The 12,251-nt window shown below is 72.9% G+C and carries 15 protein-coding genes and 1 pseudogene; 6 read left to right on the forward strand and 10 right to left on the reverse strand.

Features of this window, described 5'->3' with window-relative positions; translation table 11 throughout:
* Window positions 1–47 precede the first annotated feature (47 nt).
* The gene (locus D1J60_RS02255; RefSeq protein ID WP_125594962.1) at window positions 48–350 is read left to right on the forward strand and encodes a hypothetical protein; all 303 of its coding nucleotides are present in this window, start codon (window positions 48–50) and stop codon (window positions 348–350) included.
* Here D1J60_RS02255 and D1J60_RS02260 read toward each other — a convergent pair.
* Window positions 331–1,086 (reverse strand): DUF72 domain-containing protein, encoded by a 756-nt coding sequence (locus D1J60_RS02260; RefSeq protein ID WP_125819915.1) that lies wholly within the window; start codon window positions 1,084–1,086, stop codon window positions 331–333. The two genes, D1J60_RS02255 and D1J60_RS02260, sit on opposite strands and share 20 nt — an antisense overlap.
* Entirely contained in the window at window positions 1,077–1,601 is a 525-nt protein-coding gene (locus tag D1J60_RS02265) for a hypothetical protein (protein ID WP_125819916.1), read from the reverse strand. The genes D1J60_RS02260 and D1J60_RS02265 overlap by 10 nt, the downstream gene beginning before the upstream one ends.
* Before the next feature lie 253 nt (window positions 1,602–1,854).
* On the opposite strand from D1J60_RS02265, the gene D1J60_RS37110 reads away from it, so the two are divergent.
* Entirely contained in the window at window positions 1,855–2,031 is a 177-nt protein-coding gene (locus tag D1J60_RS37110) for a hypothetical protein (protein WP_164720816.1), read from the forward strand.
* 83 nt (window positions 2,032–2,114) lie between these two features.
* Window positions 2,115–2,378 carry a GlsB/YeaQ/YmgE family stress response membrane protein gene (locus tag D1J60_RS02270; RefSeq protein WP_125594959.1) on the forward strand — a complete coding sequence of 88 codons (264 nt, stop codon included), beginning with the start codon at window positions 2,115–2,117 and terminating at the stop codon, window positions 2,376–2,378.
* Between the two features lie 64 nt (window positions 2,379–2,442).
* Here the strand turns inward: D1J60_RS02270 and D1J60_RS02275 are convergent, their stop codons facing one another.
* From D1J60_RS02275 to D1J60_RS02290, 4 genes are read right to left on the reverse strand one after another with little or no spacing between them, the layout of a single operon-like run.
* The gene (locus D1J60_RS02275; protein ID WP_125819917.1) at window positions 2,443–2,838 is read right to left on the reverse strand and encodes a gas vesicle protein K; all 396 of its coding nucleotides are present in this window, start codon (window positions 2,836–2,838) and stop codon (window positions 2,443–2,445) included.
* On the reverse strand, window positions 2,835–3,035 hold the full coding sequence (gvpJ, locus tag D1J60_RS02280) for a gas vesicle protein GvpJ (protein ID WP_125819918.1): 201 nt from the start codon (window positions 3,033–3,035) through the stop codon (window positions 2,835–2,837). Before gvpJ ends, D1J60_RS02275 begins: the two co-directional genes overlap by 4 nt.
* Window positions 3,032–3,859, reverse strand: coding sequence for a GvpL/GvpF family gas vesicle protein (locus tag D1J60_RS02285; RefSeq protein ID WP_125819919.1), 828 nt, complete (start codon window positions 3,857–3,859; stop codon window positions 3,032–3,034). Before D1J60_RS02285 ends, gvpJ begins: the two co-directional genes overlap by 4 nt.
* On the reverse strand, window positions 3,849–4,226 hold the full coding sequence (locus D1J60_RS02290; RefSeq protein WP_125819920.1) for a gas vesicle protein: 378 nt from the start codon (window positions 4,224–4,226) through the stop codon (window positions 3,849–3,851). The genes D1J60_RS02285 and D1J60_RS02290 overlap by 11 nt, the downstream gene beginning before the upstream one ends.
* 67 nt (window positions 4,227–4,293) lie before the next feature.
* On the opposite strand from D1J60_RS02290, the pseudogene D1J60_RS02295 reads away from it, so the two are divergent.
* From D1J60_RS02295 to D1J60_RS02305, 3 genes and pseudogenes are all read left to right on the forward strand, one after another.
* Window positions 4,294–5,115, forward strand: a pseudogene (locus D1J60_RS02295) (SRPBCC family protein); the annotation flags it as partial.
* A 244-nt stretch (window positions 5,116–5,359) separates the two neighbouring features.
* On the forward strand, window positions 5,360–6,574 hold the full coding sequence (locus D1J60_RS02300; RefSeq protein ID WP_125594949.1) for a M4 family metallopeptidase: 1,215 nt from the start codon (window positions 5,360–5,362) through the stop codon (window positions 6,572–6,574).
* A gap of 2 nt (window positions 6,575–6,576) precedes the next feature.
* Window positions 6,577–6,879: a protealysin inhibitor emfourin gene (locus D1J60_RS02305; protein ID WP_164721038.1), complete on the forward strand. Its 303-nt coding sequence runs from the start codon at window positions 6,577–6,579 to the stop codon at window positions 6,877–6,879.
* 1 nt (window position 6,880) lies between these two features.
* Here the strand turns inward: D1J60_RS02305 and xdhC are convergent, their stop codons facing one another.
* The 4 genes from xdhC to D1J60_RS02325 form a co-directional block, all read right to left on the reverse strand.
* The gene (gene xdhC / locus D1J60_RS02310) at window positions 6,881–7,690 is read right to left on the reverse strand and encodes a xanthine dehydrogenase accessory protein XdhC (RefSeq protein WP_125823814.1); all 810 of its coding nucleotides are present in this window, start codon (window positions 7,688–7,690) and stop codon (window positions 6,881–6,883) included.
* Window position 7,691: 1 nt separating this feature from the next.
* Complete coding sequence (xdhB, locus tag D1J60_RS02315; protein ID WP_125819923.1) at window positions 7,692–10,073, reverse strand: xanthine dehydrogenase molybdopterin binding subunit; 2,382 nt, start codon at window positions 10,071–10,073, stop codon at window positions 7,692–7,694.
* Window positions 10,070–11,527, reverse strand: a complete 1,458-nt coding sequence (locus tag D1J60_RS02320) for an FAD binding domain-containing protein (protein WP_125819924.1) — start codon at window positions 11,525–11,527, stop codon at window positions 10,070–10,072. Before D1J60_RS02320 ends, xdhB begins: the two co-directional genes overlap by 4 nt.
* A 396-nt stretch (window positions 11,528–11,923) precedes the next feature.
* Entirely contained in the window at window positions 11,924–12,193 is a 270-nt protein-coding gene (locus tag D1J60_RS02325; RefSeq protein ID WP_185899303.1) for a hypothetical protein, read from the reverse strand.
* Window positions 12,194–12,251 lie beyond the last annotated feature (58 nt).

A 12,251-nucleotide genomic window follows, 5' to 3' on the forward strand; every position in this document is an offset into this window, starting at 1 on the left:
CGAACCCCGAGGTCCCGTAGCGGTACGGGACGGCTCCTGGAGGCCTGATGACCTGGGCATCATGGACCACCCGCGGTGTCTTCGCCGGTCGCGGCGGCGTGCGGACCGCCGAGTCGGTACTGCTGACCGGTGAGCTCGACGTCCACACCACCTGGACCGAGGACGACCGCCTCGCCCGCGTCGCCGTCCAGCACAGCGGCGCGACGGAGTGGCTCACCCTGGCGGGCAGCCCCGCCCCCTGCCCGAGCGAGGAGGCCAGCCGCGCCCTGCACGACGCCGTGCTGCTGGCCGTACGCACCGGGGGCGAGGCCACGCTCCCGCATCCCGGCATCACCGCCCCGGCGGGCTGAGCCGGCCGGCGGGAACGCCGGCGAGGCGGACGAAGGCGCGGGCGTCGGTGACGGCCGCGCCGCCGGGGTCGTTGTTGAAGTAGACGTGGACGTCGGCCTCCGGGGGCCAGGTGTCGGCGATGCGCGCGGCCCAGCTCCGCAGGGCGGTGCGCCCGTACCGGGGCCAGGGATCGGCGCGGCCCTCGTGGAAGCGGACGTAGCCCCAGTCGGCGGTGCGCCAGAGCGGTGTCACCGGACGTGAGCCCCGGTCCGCCCAGCACAGGGCGGCGCCCCGGCCGGTGAGCACGGAGCGCACGGCGGGCGTCCACCACGACTCGTGCCGGGGCTCGACGGCCACCCTGGTCCCGGCGGGGAAGCAGCCCAGGCACCGGTCCAGCGCCTCGGGGTCGCACCGCAGCGTCGGCGGCAGCTGGAGCAGGACCGGGCCCAGCCGGTCCCCCAGGCAGGCGGCGTGCGCCATCAGGCGGCCGACCGGTTCGGCCGGGTCGCGCAGGCGTTTGACGTGGGTGAGGAACCTGCTGGCCTTCACCGCCATCAGGAAGCCGGGCGGGGTGCGCTCGCGCCAGCGGGCGAAGGTCTCGGGCGAGGGCAGCCGGTAGAAGGCGTTGTTGCTCTCCACGGTGCGGAAGTGCTCCGCGTACTCCTCCAGCCACAGCCGCTGGGGCCGGTCGGGCGGGTAGAACACACCCTTCCAGTCCCGGTACTGCCACCCCGAGGTGCCGACGGTCACGGGCACGGCGCACCCCCGCCCGGGACGCGCCGGTCCGCCGCCGTCGACGGCAGCCCCAGCCAGAGGGCGGGGCACGCGGGGTCGTGGCCCGCCACGGCCTCCGGTGCGGTGAGCGCGAACACGTGCACCGTGACGGTCGGGCCGGCCTCACCGACCGGGCGCATGCGGTGGTAGAAGGTCTCGTCGAAGCAGAAGCCGTTGCCGGCGCCCACCTCGTCAGTGTGCGGGGCGTTGCCGAGCCGCGCCCGCTCGTGAGTGAGCGCGCCCCGGGCCACGAACACCGCTCCCCGCATCCGCTCGTGGTCGAGGTAGGCGGCGCCCGGCGGCAGGCAGTCCCAGCCGAGGGCCCAGACGCCGAGGGCGTCGGCCCGGTGGAGGGGGAGCCAGCAGCCCTCGCCTCCGGCCTCGGCCAGCCTGGGCCGCCAGCGGTGGTAGTCGCGGCCCACGTCGTAGGCGATCTCCAGGAGTTCCTCGGGTTCCGGGGTGCGTTCGCCGCGCAACGCGGCCGGCCGGATGTCCATGGGTACACACCGCCTCGCATACCGTGCCCGGGCGCCGCGGCCGCACCCGGGCGTTCTGCACCCGGCGCCTGCCCCGAAGCCGCAGTTCCATGCCGGGCTGCCTTCCGATGCCCCTCCCGGGGATTTCCGGCGGGGAATCCGGGTAGCCGCATCCTGCGGCCTCCGGCGGTATTCGTTCCGCCGTCCGCCGAACGGCCCGGCCGGACGGCGCGGGGGCGCCGGCATTTTCCGTTCCGCCATTCAGGAGAGACCCGTGAAGTTCACGCGGGGGCATCGGATGCGCCGATGGCGCCGACGCCGGGCGCTCGCCCGGTGGACGCCCCGGGCCGTCGCCCGCAGGGCCTGCGGCCGGCTGGCGGTCCTGGGGTTGCGCCTGATGGCACGGGGGGTCCGGTTCGCGCTGCGGCGCGCGCTGCGGGCCGCACTGTAGCGGCCCGGCCAGGTTTGAAATCCCGTTTACGGCGTAGAAGCGAGATTGACCACGACTTCACGCGACGAGAAGAAGAAGGCGCCATGGGCATTATCGCTTGGATCCTCATCGGGCTGCTCGCGGGCATCATCGCCAAAATGCTGATGCCGGGGAAGGATCCGGGCGGAATCATCGTCACCATACTCATCGGAATCGCGGGCGGACTGCTCGGAGGATGGCTGGGCAAGGTGATATTCGGCGTCGACTCCATCGACGGGTTCTTCGAGCTCTCCACGTGGATCGCCGCCATCGTCGGATCGCTCATCCTGCTCGCCCTCTTCCGGTTGTTCAGCCGCGCCACACGGTGACGGAGGGCGCCGCGCAGGAGGCGTCCCAGATCAAGGCCCCGCCCCCCGGGCGGGGCCTTCGTCGTCAGGGGTCGAGGAGGGGGCCGAGCGGGCCCAGGTCGAGGTTCAGGTCCTCCAGGGCGTACCCGTGCTCGGCGCACAGCTCGCTCATGCGCTCGTGCAGGGCGAGCAGGGTGGCGCCGAGTTCCTCCTCCTGCGCGTCGGTGAGGTCTCCGGCGTCGACCCGGCGCAGGGCCTGGCGTTCGATGAGCTGGCGCAGGAGTTCCACGAGGGTGAGGACGAGCTTGAGGAGATCCTCCCCCGCGCTCTCGGGGCCGGTACGGACGCGGCGGGCCGGTGTCCGGGGCCCGTCCGGGGCTTCGGGCGGTGCCCGCAGCAGGCGGAAGGCGTCGGCCAGCGTGTCGCCGACGGGCGTGAGGTCCGGGGGGCGGTGCGGCCGCGCGGGGCGTTCGGCGGTCACGGCTGCTCGCCGCCCCGGGCGGTGGGGCCGACGGAGGTGATCAGGGCGCGCAGGGAGATCCGTACGAGGTCGATGTCCGCGACGGACAGGACGACGTCCCCGACGATGACGACGCCGCCGGCCAGGAGCCGGTCAAGGAGGTCGACGAGGGCGACCTGCCGGCCCGGCAGGGTCTCGTCCCGTTCGGCGGGGTTCATGACGGACCGCCGTGCCGGGGTTGCGGCACGGCGAAGGAGTAGGGCGCCCAGGGGCCGGTGAGTTCGACGCGGACGCCCGGCAGGCCGTCGGCCGCGTGCCGGACCGCGGCGCGGAAGGCGTCGGCTTCGCCGTCGGGTACGAGATAGGCGTCGTTGAGGACGTTCTCGCCGCCCTCGCCGCCGCCGGCCAGCGGGCCCGTCTGGGGCGGGTGCCGCACGACGTGGGTGGCGTACCGGCCGGCGGTGTCGGCGATGCGCTCCGCGGCCCGTCCGGCCTGGCGGCCCCGGTCCTCGTGGGCGCGGTGCTGGGCCTTGCGGGCCCGCAGGTAGGCCTTGCCGGGGCTGACGGGATCCTCGCCGGCGGGCGGGGTTCCGCCGGGGTCCGGGGGGCCGGCGTCCGGGCGGATGTAGACCTTGACCCCGTACTCGGCGTGGCGGGCCAGGAGGGCGAGTCCCTCGGCGAAGGCGTCGTACTGCTCGCGCAGTGCGCCCAGGGCCCGTTGGTCGTCCTGGTAGAGGGTGGCCATGCGCAGGGGCAGGACCGTGGTGCGGCCCATGAGTTCCTCGATGACGTGGTGGTGGGCCCTGGCGGTCCCTTCCAGCCAGGACAGGTCCTCGAAGCGGGACCTGAGCGCCTCCTCGCCCCACTCGGCGCCCGGGACCCGGCTGACGACGAACGCCGGGGCTCCGTTCGTGGTGCCGTCGGGCGCGAGGAGGGCGACCGCGGCCCCGGCCACCCCGCGGAGCCCGGCCAGGAGCCCCTCGAGCCCGGGGGTGGCCCCGGCGACGGCGTAGACGTAGGTGAGGGCCGGTTCAGGCGTCACGGGACGGCCTCCTCGGGGCGTCGGCGTCCGTGCGCTCGCGGCGCAGCTCCTCCAGCTCGGCGCGCAGTCGCCGGTTCTCCTGTTCGAGCGGGTCCCGGGCGTGCCCGGAGGAGAGCGAGGGGTCGTGCTCCCACCAGTCGATGCCCATCTCCTTGGCCTTGTCCACGGAGGCGATGAGGATCCGGAGCTTGACCGTCAGCAGCTCGATGTCGAGCAGGTTGATGCGGATGTCGCCGGCGATGACGATGCCCTTGTCCAGGACGCGTTCGAGGATGTCGGCCAGGCTGCCCGAGGAGGCGGGCGGATAGGACGCCGGGCCGGCCCGCGACGGAAGGGGGCCCAGCCGGCTCGCGAGCGGGTCAGTCACGGTCCCCCACGGGCAGACCCTCGGGGGCCTCAAGGACAAGGTCACGGACCTGGGATCCGGCCTGCTCGGCGGCGGCAAGGGCAAGGGCCGGAGCCGCAAGGGCAGTACCAAGGCCATCAACATGGTCGAGTCGCTGGACGTGGGCGTACCGCTCCGTACCGCGTACGACCACTGGACCCGGTACGAGGACTTCAGCAGCTTCGCGAAGGGCGTGCGCAGCGTCTCGCAGGGCGACGACACGACCTCCGACTGGAGGGTCAAGGTCGGCCCGTCCACCCGCAACTGGAAGGCCACGGTCCAGGAACAGGTGCCCGACGAGAGGATCGTCTGGACCACCGACGGCCCCAAGGGGACCACGCGCGGCTGCGTGAGCTTCCACGAGCTCGCCCCGTCCCTGACCCGGATCCTCCTGGTAGTGGAGTACTACCCCTCCGGGCTCTTCGAGAGGACGGGCAACCTCTGGCGGGCACAGGGCCGCCGGCTGCGTCTGGACCTGAAGCACTTCGACCGCTACGTCACCCTGGCCACCGATGAGCCGGAGGGCTGGCGCGGGGAGATCCGGGACGGCGAGGTCGTGGTCACCCACGAGGAGGCCCTGGAGAACGAGGAGGCCTCGGAGGGCGAACCCGAGGACGAGGAGTACGAGGACGAGGAGTACGAGGACGACGGCGAGGACGCCGAGGACTACCCGGAGGAAGACGACGAGGACGAGGAGGAGGACGCGGAGGACCAGGAGCCGGCCGAGGACGAGTACGAGGAGGAGGACGCGGAGGACCAGGAGCCGGCCGAGGACGAGTACGAGGACGAGGAAGGCGAAGAGGAGGACGACGAGGGCGCGGAGGACGAGTACGAGGACGAGGCACCCCGTCCCCGGAGACGCCGGCGCTGAGGAACCGGCCTCGCGGAGGCCGGAGGGCGGCAGGGGCCCGGAGCGTTTGCCAGCCGCTACGGGCGGCAGGAGACTGGTGTTGTCAGCGTGGCCCCGCCGCGGGAATCAGGGCTGGTCGGCGCCAACGCTTCGATCTCCCCTGGCCAGTTGGAAGTCAAGGGCCCCCCTGCGTTCCGGTATCTCAAATCCTGCGGCGAAGACGATGAACCGTCAACCGTTGGTCCTCTCACTCAGGAGGTGCCCCATGAGTAGGACCCGACCGATCAACTGCATCATCCCGCCGTACATCCTCGACAAGCTCATGGAGAGCGAAGACAGTGAGGTGCGGCAGGCGGCGCTGGACACTCTGCTGACCACCGCCCGCCTGCGGGGCGAACGGGACATCCGCGCGGGACTCTCCGCGCTGTCCGCCGCCCCCGGCGACTCCCGGCGCACCGTCTTCGACTGCGAGCACAGCGAAGACCTCGCCGACGCGGTCGCGGCCCGGTCGGAGGACGGCCCGGAGTCCCCGGACGAGGCCGTGAACCGGGCGTTCGAGGCGCTGGGCCTGACCCGGGACTTCTACAAGGAGGTGTTCCAGCGCAATTCGATCGACGACCGGGGGATGCGCCTGAACGGGTTCGTCCACTTCGGTGTACGGATCAACAACGCGTTCTGGGACGGCGGTGAGATGCTCTTCGGCGACGGGGACGGGGTGGAGTTCAGCAACCTCACCGGGTCCCTCGACGTGGTCGGCCACGAGTTGACGCACGGTGTCACCGAGCACACCTCGAACTTCGAGTACCACAACCAGTCCGGGGCCCTGAACGAGTCGATGTCGGACGTCTTCGGCTCACTGGTCAAGCAGTGGTCCATGAAGCAGACCGCCGAGGAGGCCGACTGGCTGATCGGCGCCGACGTGTGGACGCCGGGCATCGAGGGAGACGCCCTGAGGTCCATGAAGGCGCCGGGCACGGCCTACAACAACCCGCTGGTCGGCAAGGACCCGCAGCCGGACCGGATGAGCAAGTTCGTCCACCTGCCCGACACGCCACGGGGGGACAACGGCGGGGTGCACTTCAACTCCGGCATTCCGAACAAGGCGTTCTACGCGACGGCGATCGGGATCGGCGGATTCCCGTGGGAGCTCAGCGGCCGGATCTGGTACGAGGCGCTCAGGACGTCGGGGCGCCGGGACACGTTCCAGGTCTTCGCGGACCACACCTTCCAGCAGGCCGGCAGGCTGTTCGGCGCCGGCAGCCCCGAACAGGCGGCCGTCGTGGCGGGCTGGCGGGAAGTGGAGATCCAGATCACCGGAGTCCCGCCGGGGCTCGCGGGTGCGCGGTCCTTCGCGGTCAACGGGCACGGAGGTGCGGGCCGGGACGCCGATCTGGCGGCCCTGACCCGGCAGATCGCCACGCTCAGCGACAAGGTGACGGGACTGGCCAAGGAAGTGGCCACCCTGAAGGGCTCCAGGTGACGATGAAGGTCACCCTGGAGCAGTACGGCGGGCTGGCGGCGGCCGCCAGCCTCCGCCGGCCACCCGATGTGCTGGACTCGGCCGCCCTGCCCCAGGGCGCCGCGGCCGAGCTGGAACGGCTGGTGGCCGCGGCCGCGGCGGCGCCCCCGCCGGAGGATCCCGGCCGCGCCAGGGATGCGAAGGGCTACGCGATCACGGTGGAGGACGGCGGCCGCTCGACGGTCCTCGAACAGTCGGACGCCGCCATGTCCCCCGCATTCGCGGCCCTGCTCGCCTGGCTCCGGGACCGCTTCGCGCGCGGGTGACTCAGCCGGCGTCCCGCTCGAAGGTCCGCAGCAGGTCCGCCGCGACCCCGACCGCGATGACCGCCGGCTCCTTGCCGGTGATCTCGGTCATCCCGATCGGGGTCTTGATCCGGTCGATGGCGGCCGCGTCATGGCCGCCCTCGGTCTCCAGGCGCCGGCGGAACCGGGCCCATTTGGCGGCCGAGCCGATGAGCCCGACCGAGCCGAGACCGGGGGTGCGCAGGGCGGCGTCGCACAGGGCGGCGTCCTCGGCGTGGTCGTGCGTCATGATCAGGACGTGCGTGCCGGGCGCCAGCTCCCCGAGCACCTCCTCGGGCAGCAGCGGCACCTGGTGCACGTGGACCTGTGCCACCGCGTCCGCGAGCACCGAGAGCCGCTCGTCCGAGAGCTGGTCGGGACGCGTGTCGATCAGGTGCAGGTCGAGATCGTGGCGGGCCAGGATCCGCGCCAGCTCCAGGCCGACGTGCCCGACCCCGAACACCGCCACGGCCGGGACCACCGGCAGCGGTTCGAGCAGGACGCTGACCGCACCCCCGCAGCACTGGACGCCGTGCGGGCCGGTGACCTTGTCGTTGAGGGCGAAGTCCATCAGCTCGGGCTCCGGATCCGGCGTGCCGATCACCTCGCGGGCGCGGTCGATCGCCACGGCCTCGATGTTGCCGCCGCCGATCGAGCCCCACGTCGCGGTCCGTCCCACGACGAGTTTGGCGCCGGCCCTGCGGGGTGCGTGGCCGCGCACGGCCGCGACGGTCACGAGCGCGCCGGGTTCCCGGCGGGCCCGCAACCGCGCGACCGCGGCCACCCAGGTCATGTCAGACATTGCTCAGGACGCTCGCGTCGGCGGGGACCCCGCCGGCGCCGCGCGCGCCGCCGCGACGGGCGGACTCGATCGCCCAGTACACCGCTTCCGGCGTCGCGGGCGAGGCGAGTTCCACACTGGCACCGGCGGGCCCGAACGCCGCCGCGGCCTGCCGCAGCGCCTCCCGTACCGAGAAGGCCAGCATCAGCGGGGGCTCGCCGACCGCCTTGGAGCCGTAGACCGCGCCCTCCTCGGTGGCGTTCTGCAGCAGGGTCACGTTGAACTCCTCGGGCATCTCCGAGAAGCTCGGCAGCTTGTAGGTGCTGGCCGCCTGGGTCAGTAGCCGGCCCCGGTTCGGCCCGTCGCCGGTGTCCCAGCGCATGTCCTCCAGGGTCAGCCAGCCCGCGCCCTGGACGAAGCCGCCCTCGACCTGGCCGATGTCGATCAGCGGGGACAGGCTGTCGCCGACGTCGTGCACGATGTCGACCCGCCGGATGCGGTACGCGCCGGTGAAGCCGTCCACCTCCACCTCGGCGGCGGCGGCGCCGTGGGAGAAGTACTTGAACGGCGAGCCCTGGAAGGACTTCGGGTCCCAGTGCAGCCCCTCGGTCCGGTAGAAGCCGGCCGCCGACAGCTGGACCCGCTGGAAGTACGCGGTGCGCACCAGGTCGTCCCAGGCCAGCTCCTTGTCGCCGCCGACGACGCGCGCGACGCCCTCGACGATGCGCACGTCCGAGGCATTCGCGCCGAGCTGGGTGGCGGCGACCTGGAGCAGCCGTCCGCGCAGCTGCTCGCAGGCGTTCTTCACGGCCGCGCCGTTGAGGTCGGCGCCGGCGCTGGCCGCGGTGGCGGAGCTGTTGGGCACCTTGTCGGTCCGGGTCGGCGCGAGGCGCACCTTGTGCAGCGGGATGCCGAGGGAGGTGGCGGCCACCTGGATCATCTTGGTGTGCAGGCCCTGGCCCATCTCGGTGCCGCCGTGGTTGATCAGGACCGAGCCGTCCTTGTAGATCAGTACCAGTGCGCCGCCCTGGTTGAAGGCGGTGAGGTTGAACGAGATGCCGAACTTGACGCCGGTGATCGCGAGGGCCCGCTTGGTGTGCGGGTGCGCGGCGTTGAAGGCGGCGATCTCGCGTTCGCGGTCCGCCAGGAGGCCGTTCTCCTTGACCTGCTCCCAGACGGCGGAGATCCGTTCGGGCTGCCTGACCTGCTGTCCGTAGGGGGTGGACTGGCCGGGCCGGTAGAAGTTCCGTTCGCGCAGTTCCCTGGGGCCGATGCCGAGGAGCGGGGCGCAGCGGCCCATGATGTCCTCGATCACGAGCATGCCCTGGGGTCCGCCGAAGCCGCGGAAGGCGGTGTTGGAGACCTTGTTGGTCTTCGCGATGCGGCCGCGGACGTGCGCGTTGGGGATCCAGTAGGTGTTGTCGATGTGGCAGAGGGCGCGGGCCACGACCGGTTCGGAGAGGTCCAGGCTCCAGCCGCCGTCGGCGGTCAGGGTGGCGTCCAGGGCCTGGATGCGGCCCTCGGCGTCGAAGCCGATCTTCCACGCGGCGTGGAAGCCGTGGCGCTTGCCCGACATGGTCAGGTCCTGGGTCCGGTTGAGGCGCAGCCGCACGGGCCTGCCGGTCAGCCGGGCGCCGAGTGCGGCGACGGCCGCGAACCCGTGGGGCTGCATCTCCTTGCCGCCGAAGCCGCCGCCCATCCGCAGGCACTGCACGGTGACCTCGTGGCTGTGCAGGCCGAGGACGTGGGCGACGATCTCCTGCGTCTCCGAGGGGTGCTGGGTGCTGCTCTGGACGAACACCTGCCCGGCCTCGTCGACATGGGCGAGTGCGGCGTGGGTCTCCAGGTAGAAGTGCTCCTGGTCGGAGAAGCGGAACTCGCCGGTGAAGACGTGGGCGGAGTCGGCGAAGCCCGCTTGGACGTCGCCGGTCACCATCTCGGGCCGGGCGCCGTGGAAGCTGCCGGCGGCGATGGCCTCCTCCAGGGTGACCACGGAGGGCTGTTCGTCGAGTTCCACTTCGACTGCCGCGGCGCCGAGCCGGGCCGCTTCCGGGGTCTCGCCGAGCACCCAGGCCACGGCGTGGCCGTGGAACTGGACCTCGTCGGGGAAGAGCGGTTCGTCGTGCTTCATGCCGGCGTCGTTGACGCCGGGCACGTCGGCGCCGGTGAGTACGCGGACCACGCCGGGGACGGCGAGGGCGGGCCCGGTGCGCAGGGCGGTGATCCGGCCGCGGGCCTTCATGACCTGGACCGGGTGGGCGTGCAGGACGTCCTTGGTGCGGTGGACCAGGTCGTCGGTGTAGAGCGCGGCGCCGGTGACGTGGAGGGCCGCGCTCTCGTGCGGCAGCGGGAGGCCGACCGCGGGCTTCTCGGGGCGTTCGGACAGGTGGCTCATGACGGCACCGCCTCGGTGGTCTGTGCGTACAGCTTCAGCAGGCTCTGGCCGAGCATCGCGGAGCGGTACTCGGCGCTGGCGCGGTGGTCGTCCATCGGGGTGCCCTGGGCCCGCAGGACCGCGGCGGCGGCCCGGGCGGTCTCCTCGGTCCAGGAGCGGCCCTCCAGGGCGGCCTCGGTGGCGAGGGCGCGGATGGGGGTGGCGGCCACGCCGCCCAGGCCGATGCGCGCCTTGCGGACGACGCCGTCCTCGATGTCGAGGGCGAAGGCGACGGCCACGCTGGAGATGTCGTCGAAGCGCCGCTTGGCGATCTTGTGGAAGGCGGTGACGGGTGACAGGGGCAGCGGGACGCGCACCGCGCGGATCAGCTCGCCGGGCCGGCGGACGCTCTGCCGGTAGCCGGTGAAGTAGTCGGCGAGGGGGACCTCGCGCTCGCCGTCGGCGTCGGCGAGGAGCACCGACGCCTCCAGCGCGAGCAGCACCGGCGGGCTGTCGCCGATGGGCGAGCCGGTGCCCAGGTTGCCGCCGAGGGTGGCGCTGTTGCGGATGAGGCGGGAGGCGAACTGCGGGAAGAGTTCCGCGAGCAGGGGAACGGTGTTGTCGAGGCGGCGTTCGATCTCGGTGAGGGTCTGGGCCGCGCCGATGACGAGGGAGTCGGGTTCGACGCGCAGTTCGCGGAGTTCGGGGAGCCGGTCGACGGCGACGACGCAGTCGGCGCGGCGGGCGCGGATGTTGACCTCGACGCCCCAGTCGGTGCTGCCGGCGACGACGACCGCGTCGGGCCGGTCGCGCAGCAGCCGCAGTGTCTCGTCGAGGGTGGCGGGGCGCAGGAACGCGCTGTCGTCCAGGGTGTATTCGGTGGTGGCCGGGGCGGGCGGGGACTGTTCGCGGCGCAGGGCCAGCGGGTCGTCCTCGGCGGGGGTTCCGACGGCGTAGGCGGCGTCGCGGATGGGCCGGTAGCCGGTACAGCGGCACAGGTTGCCGCTGAGCGCGTGCAGGTCGAAGCCGTTCGGTCCGTGCTCGGCGTCGGCGGCCGGTTCCGGGTGTGCGCAGCGTCCGGGCCGGTAGTACTCGGCGGCCATGCTGCAGACGAACCCCGGTGTGCAGTAGCCGCATTGGGAGCCGCCGCGGACCGCCATCTCCTCCTGGACGGGGTGCAGGGCGGGCGGGGTGCCGGGGGCGCCGGGGGTGGCGAGGCCTTCGGAGGTGACGACCTCCTGCCCGTCGAGCGCCGCGACCGGGACCAGGCAGGCGTTGACGGCCACCCAGTCGGTGGGCTTGTCGACGCCGGGCCGGGCCACGAGGACGGAGCAGGCGCCGCACTCGCCTTCGGCGCAGCCCTCCTTGGTGCCGGTGAGGCCGCGCTCGCGCAGGAAGTCGAGCACGGTGGTGTGGGGCGTCGCGGGCGCGATGGGGGTTTCTTTCCCGTTGACGGTGATCCGTGCCGCTACCACGGCCGGTCCTCGTCTCGGTGCGCGGTGGAGCTGATCGTCCTAGTCGCCATTTTTCAGGAGCCTTCTGTTTCGGAGGCGCGGCCGGAGAACCCGGAGAGCGCACATGGGCGCGCGACGGCGCGCCTCAGGCGGTGACAGAGAATCGAAAAAGGAGCCGGGGCCGCAATCGGGCACGCCGGTGGGGAGGGGCTGTTCAGCAGCCGTGTGCTACACGGCCCGGAGCCCAGGCGACCTGGTGGGCGAGGCGAAGCGCCGCGGAGGGGGTCGACATCCGACTTCGCCTCCTTACGTCCACTCACGAGCCGGTCCGGCAGAAGCTACGTTGCCGCAGGTCCATCGGTCAAGCCGCCGTGGACGGACCCGGTGGCGCCCTTCCGGGGGGCTCCGCCGCCGGGTTCAGTCGGCCAGTTGGGCGATCCAGCCGTACGGGAGTTCCTCGCCGTCGACGGTGACGGCCTCGACGGCCCGGCTCTCGGGGTCGATCTCGGCCTGGACCCCTTCGCCCTGGTAGCGGGGGTATCCGGAGACGCCGGTGGCTCCGGTGGCCTCCACGCGGGCGGTGCGCAGGACCGCGCCGTGCCCCTTGGCGTCCTGGGCGGTGCCCGGCGGGCCGGGGCGCAGGACGACGGTGTACCGGTCGGGTGCGGGGCGGGCGGCGGGAGTCATGGGGTCAGGCTAGTGACCGGGGCCGCCGCGGGCCCAGAGGCGCGGCCGGGGCCCGGGT

This window comes from Streptomyces sp. W1SF4, from assembly GCF_003950035.1.
Classification (GTDB): Bacteria; Actinomycetota; Actinomycetes; order Streptomycetales; family Streptomycetaceae; genus Streptomyces; species Streptomyces racemochromogenes.

Coding starts and splice junctions, on each gene's coding strand:
- D1J60_RS02255 (WP_125594962.1), top strand. CDS start 48: ATGACCTGGGCATCATGGACCACCCGCGGTGTCTTCGCCGGTCGCGGC.
- D1J60_RS02265 (WP_125819916.1), bottom strand. CDS start 1,601: ATGGACATCCGGCCGGCCGCGTTGCGCGGCGAACGCACCCCGGAACCC.
- D1J60_RS02270 (WP_125594959.1), top strand. CDS start 2,115: ATGGGCATTATCGCTTGGATCCTCATCGGGCTGCTCGCGGGCATCATC.
- gvpJ (WP_125819918.1), bottom strand. CDS start 3,035: ATGAACCCCGCCGAACGGGACGAGACCCTGCCGGGCCGGCAGGTCGCC.
- D1J60_RS02300 (WP_125594949.1), top strand. CDS start 5,360: ATGAGTAGGACCCGACCGATCAACTGCATCATCCCGCCGTACATCCTC.
- D1J60_RS02305 (WP_164721038.1), top strand. CDS start 6,577: ATGAAGGTCACCCTGGAGCAGTACGGCGGGCTGGCGGCGGCCGCCAGC.
- xdhC (WP_125823814.1), bottom strand. CDS start 7,690: ATGACCTGGGTGGCCGCGGTCGCGCGGTTGCGGGCCCGCCGGGAACCC.
- xdhB (WP_125819923.1), bottom strand. CDS start 10,073: ATGAGCCACCTGTCCGAACGCCCCGAGAAGCCCGCGGTCGGCCTCCCG.
- D1J60_RS02325 (WP_185899303.1), bottom strand. CDS start 12,193: ATGACTCCCGCCGCCCGCCCCGCACCCGACCGGTACACCGTCGTCCTG.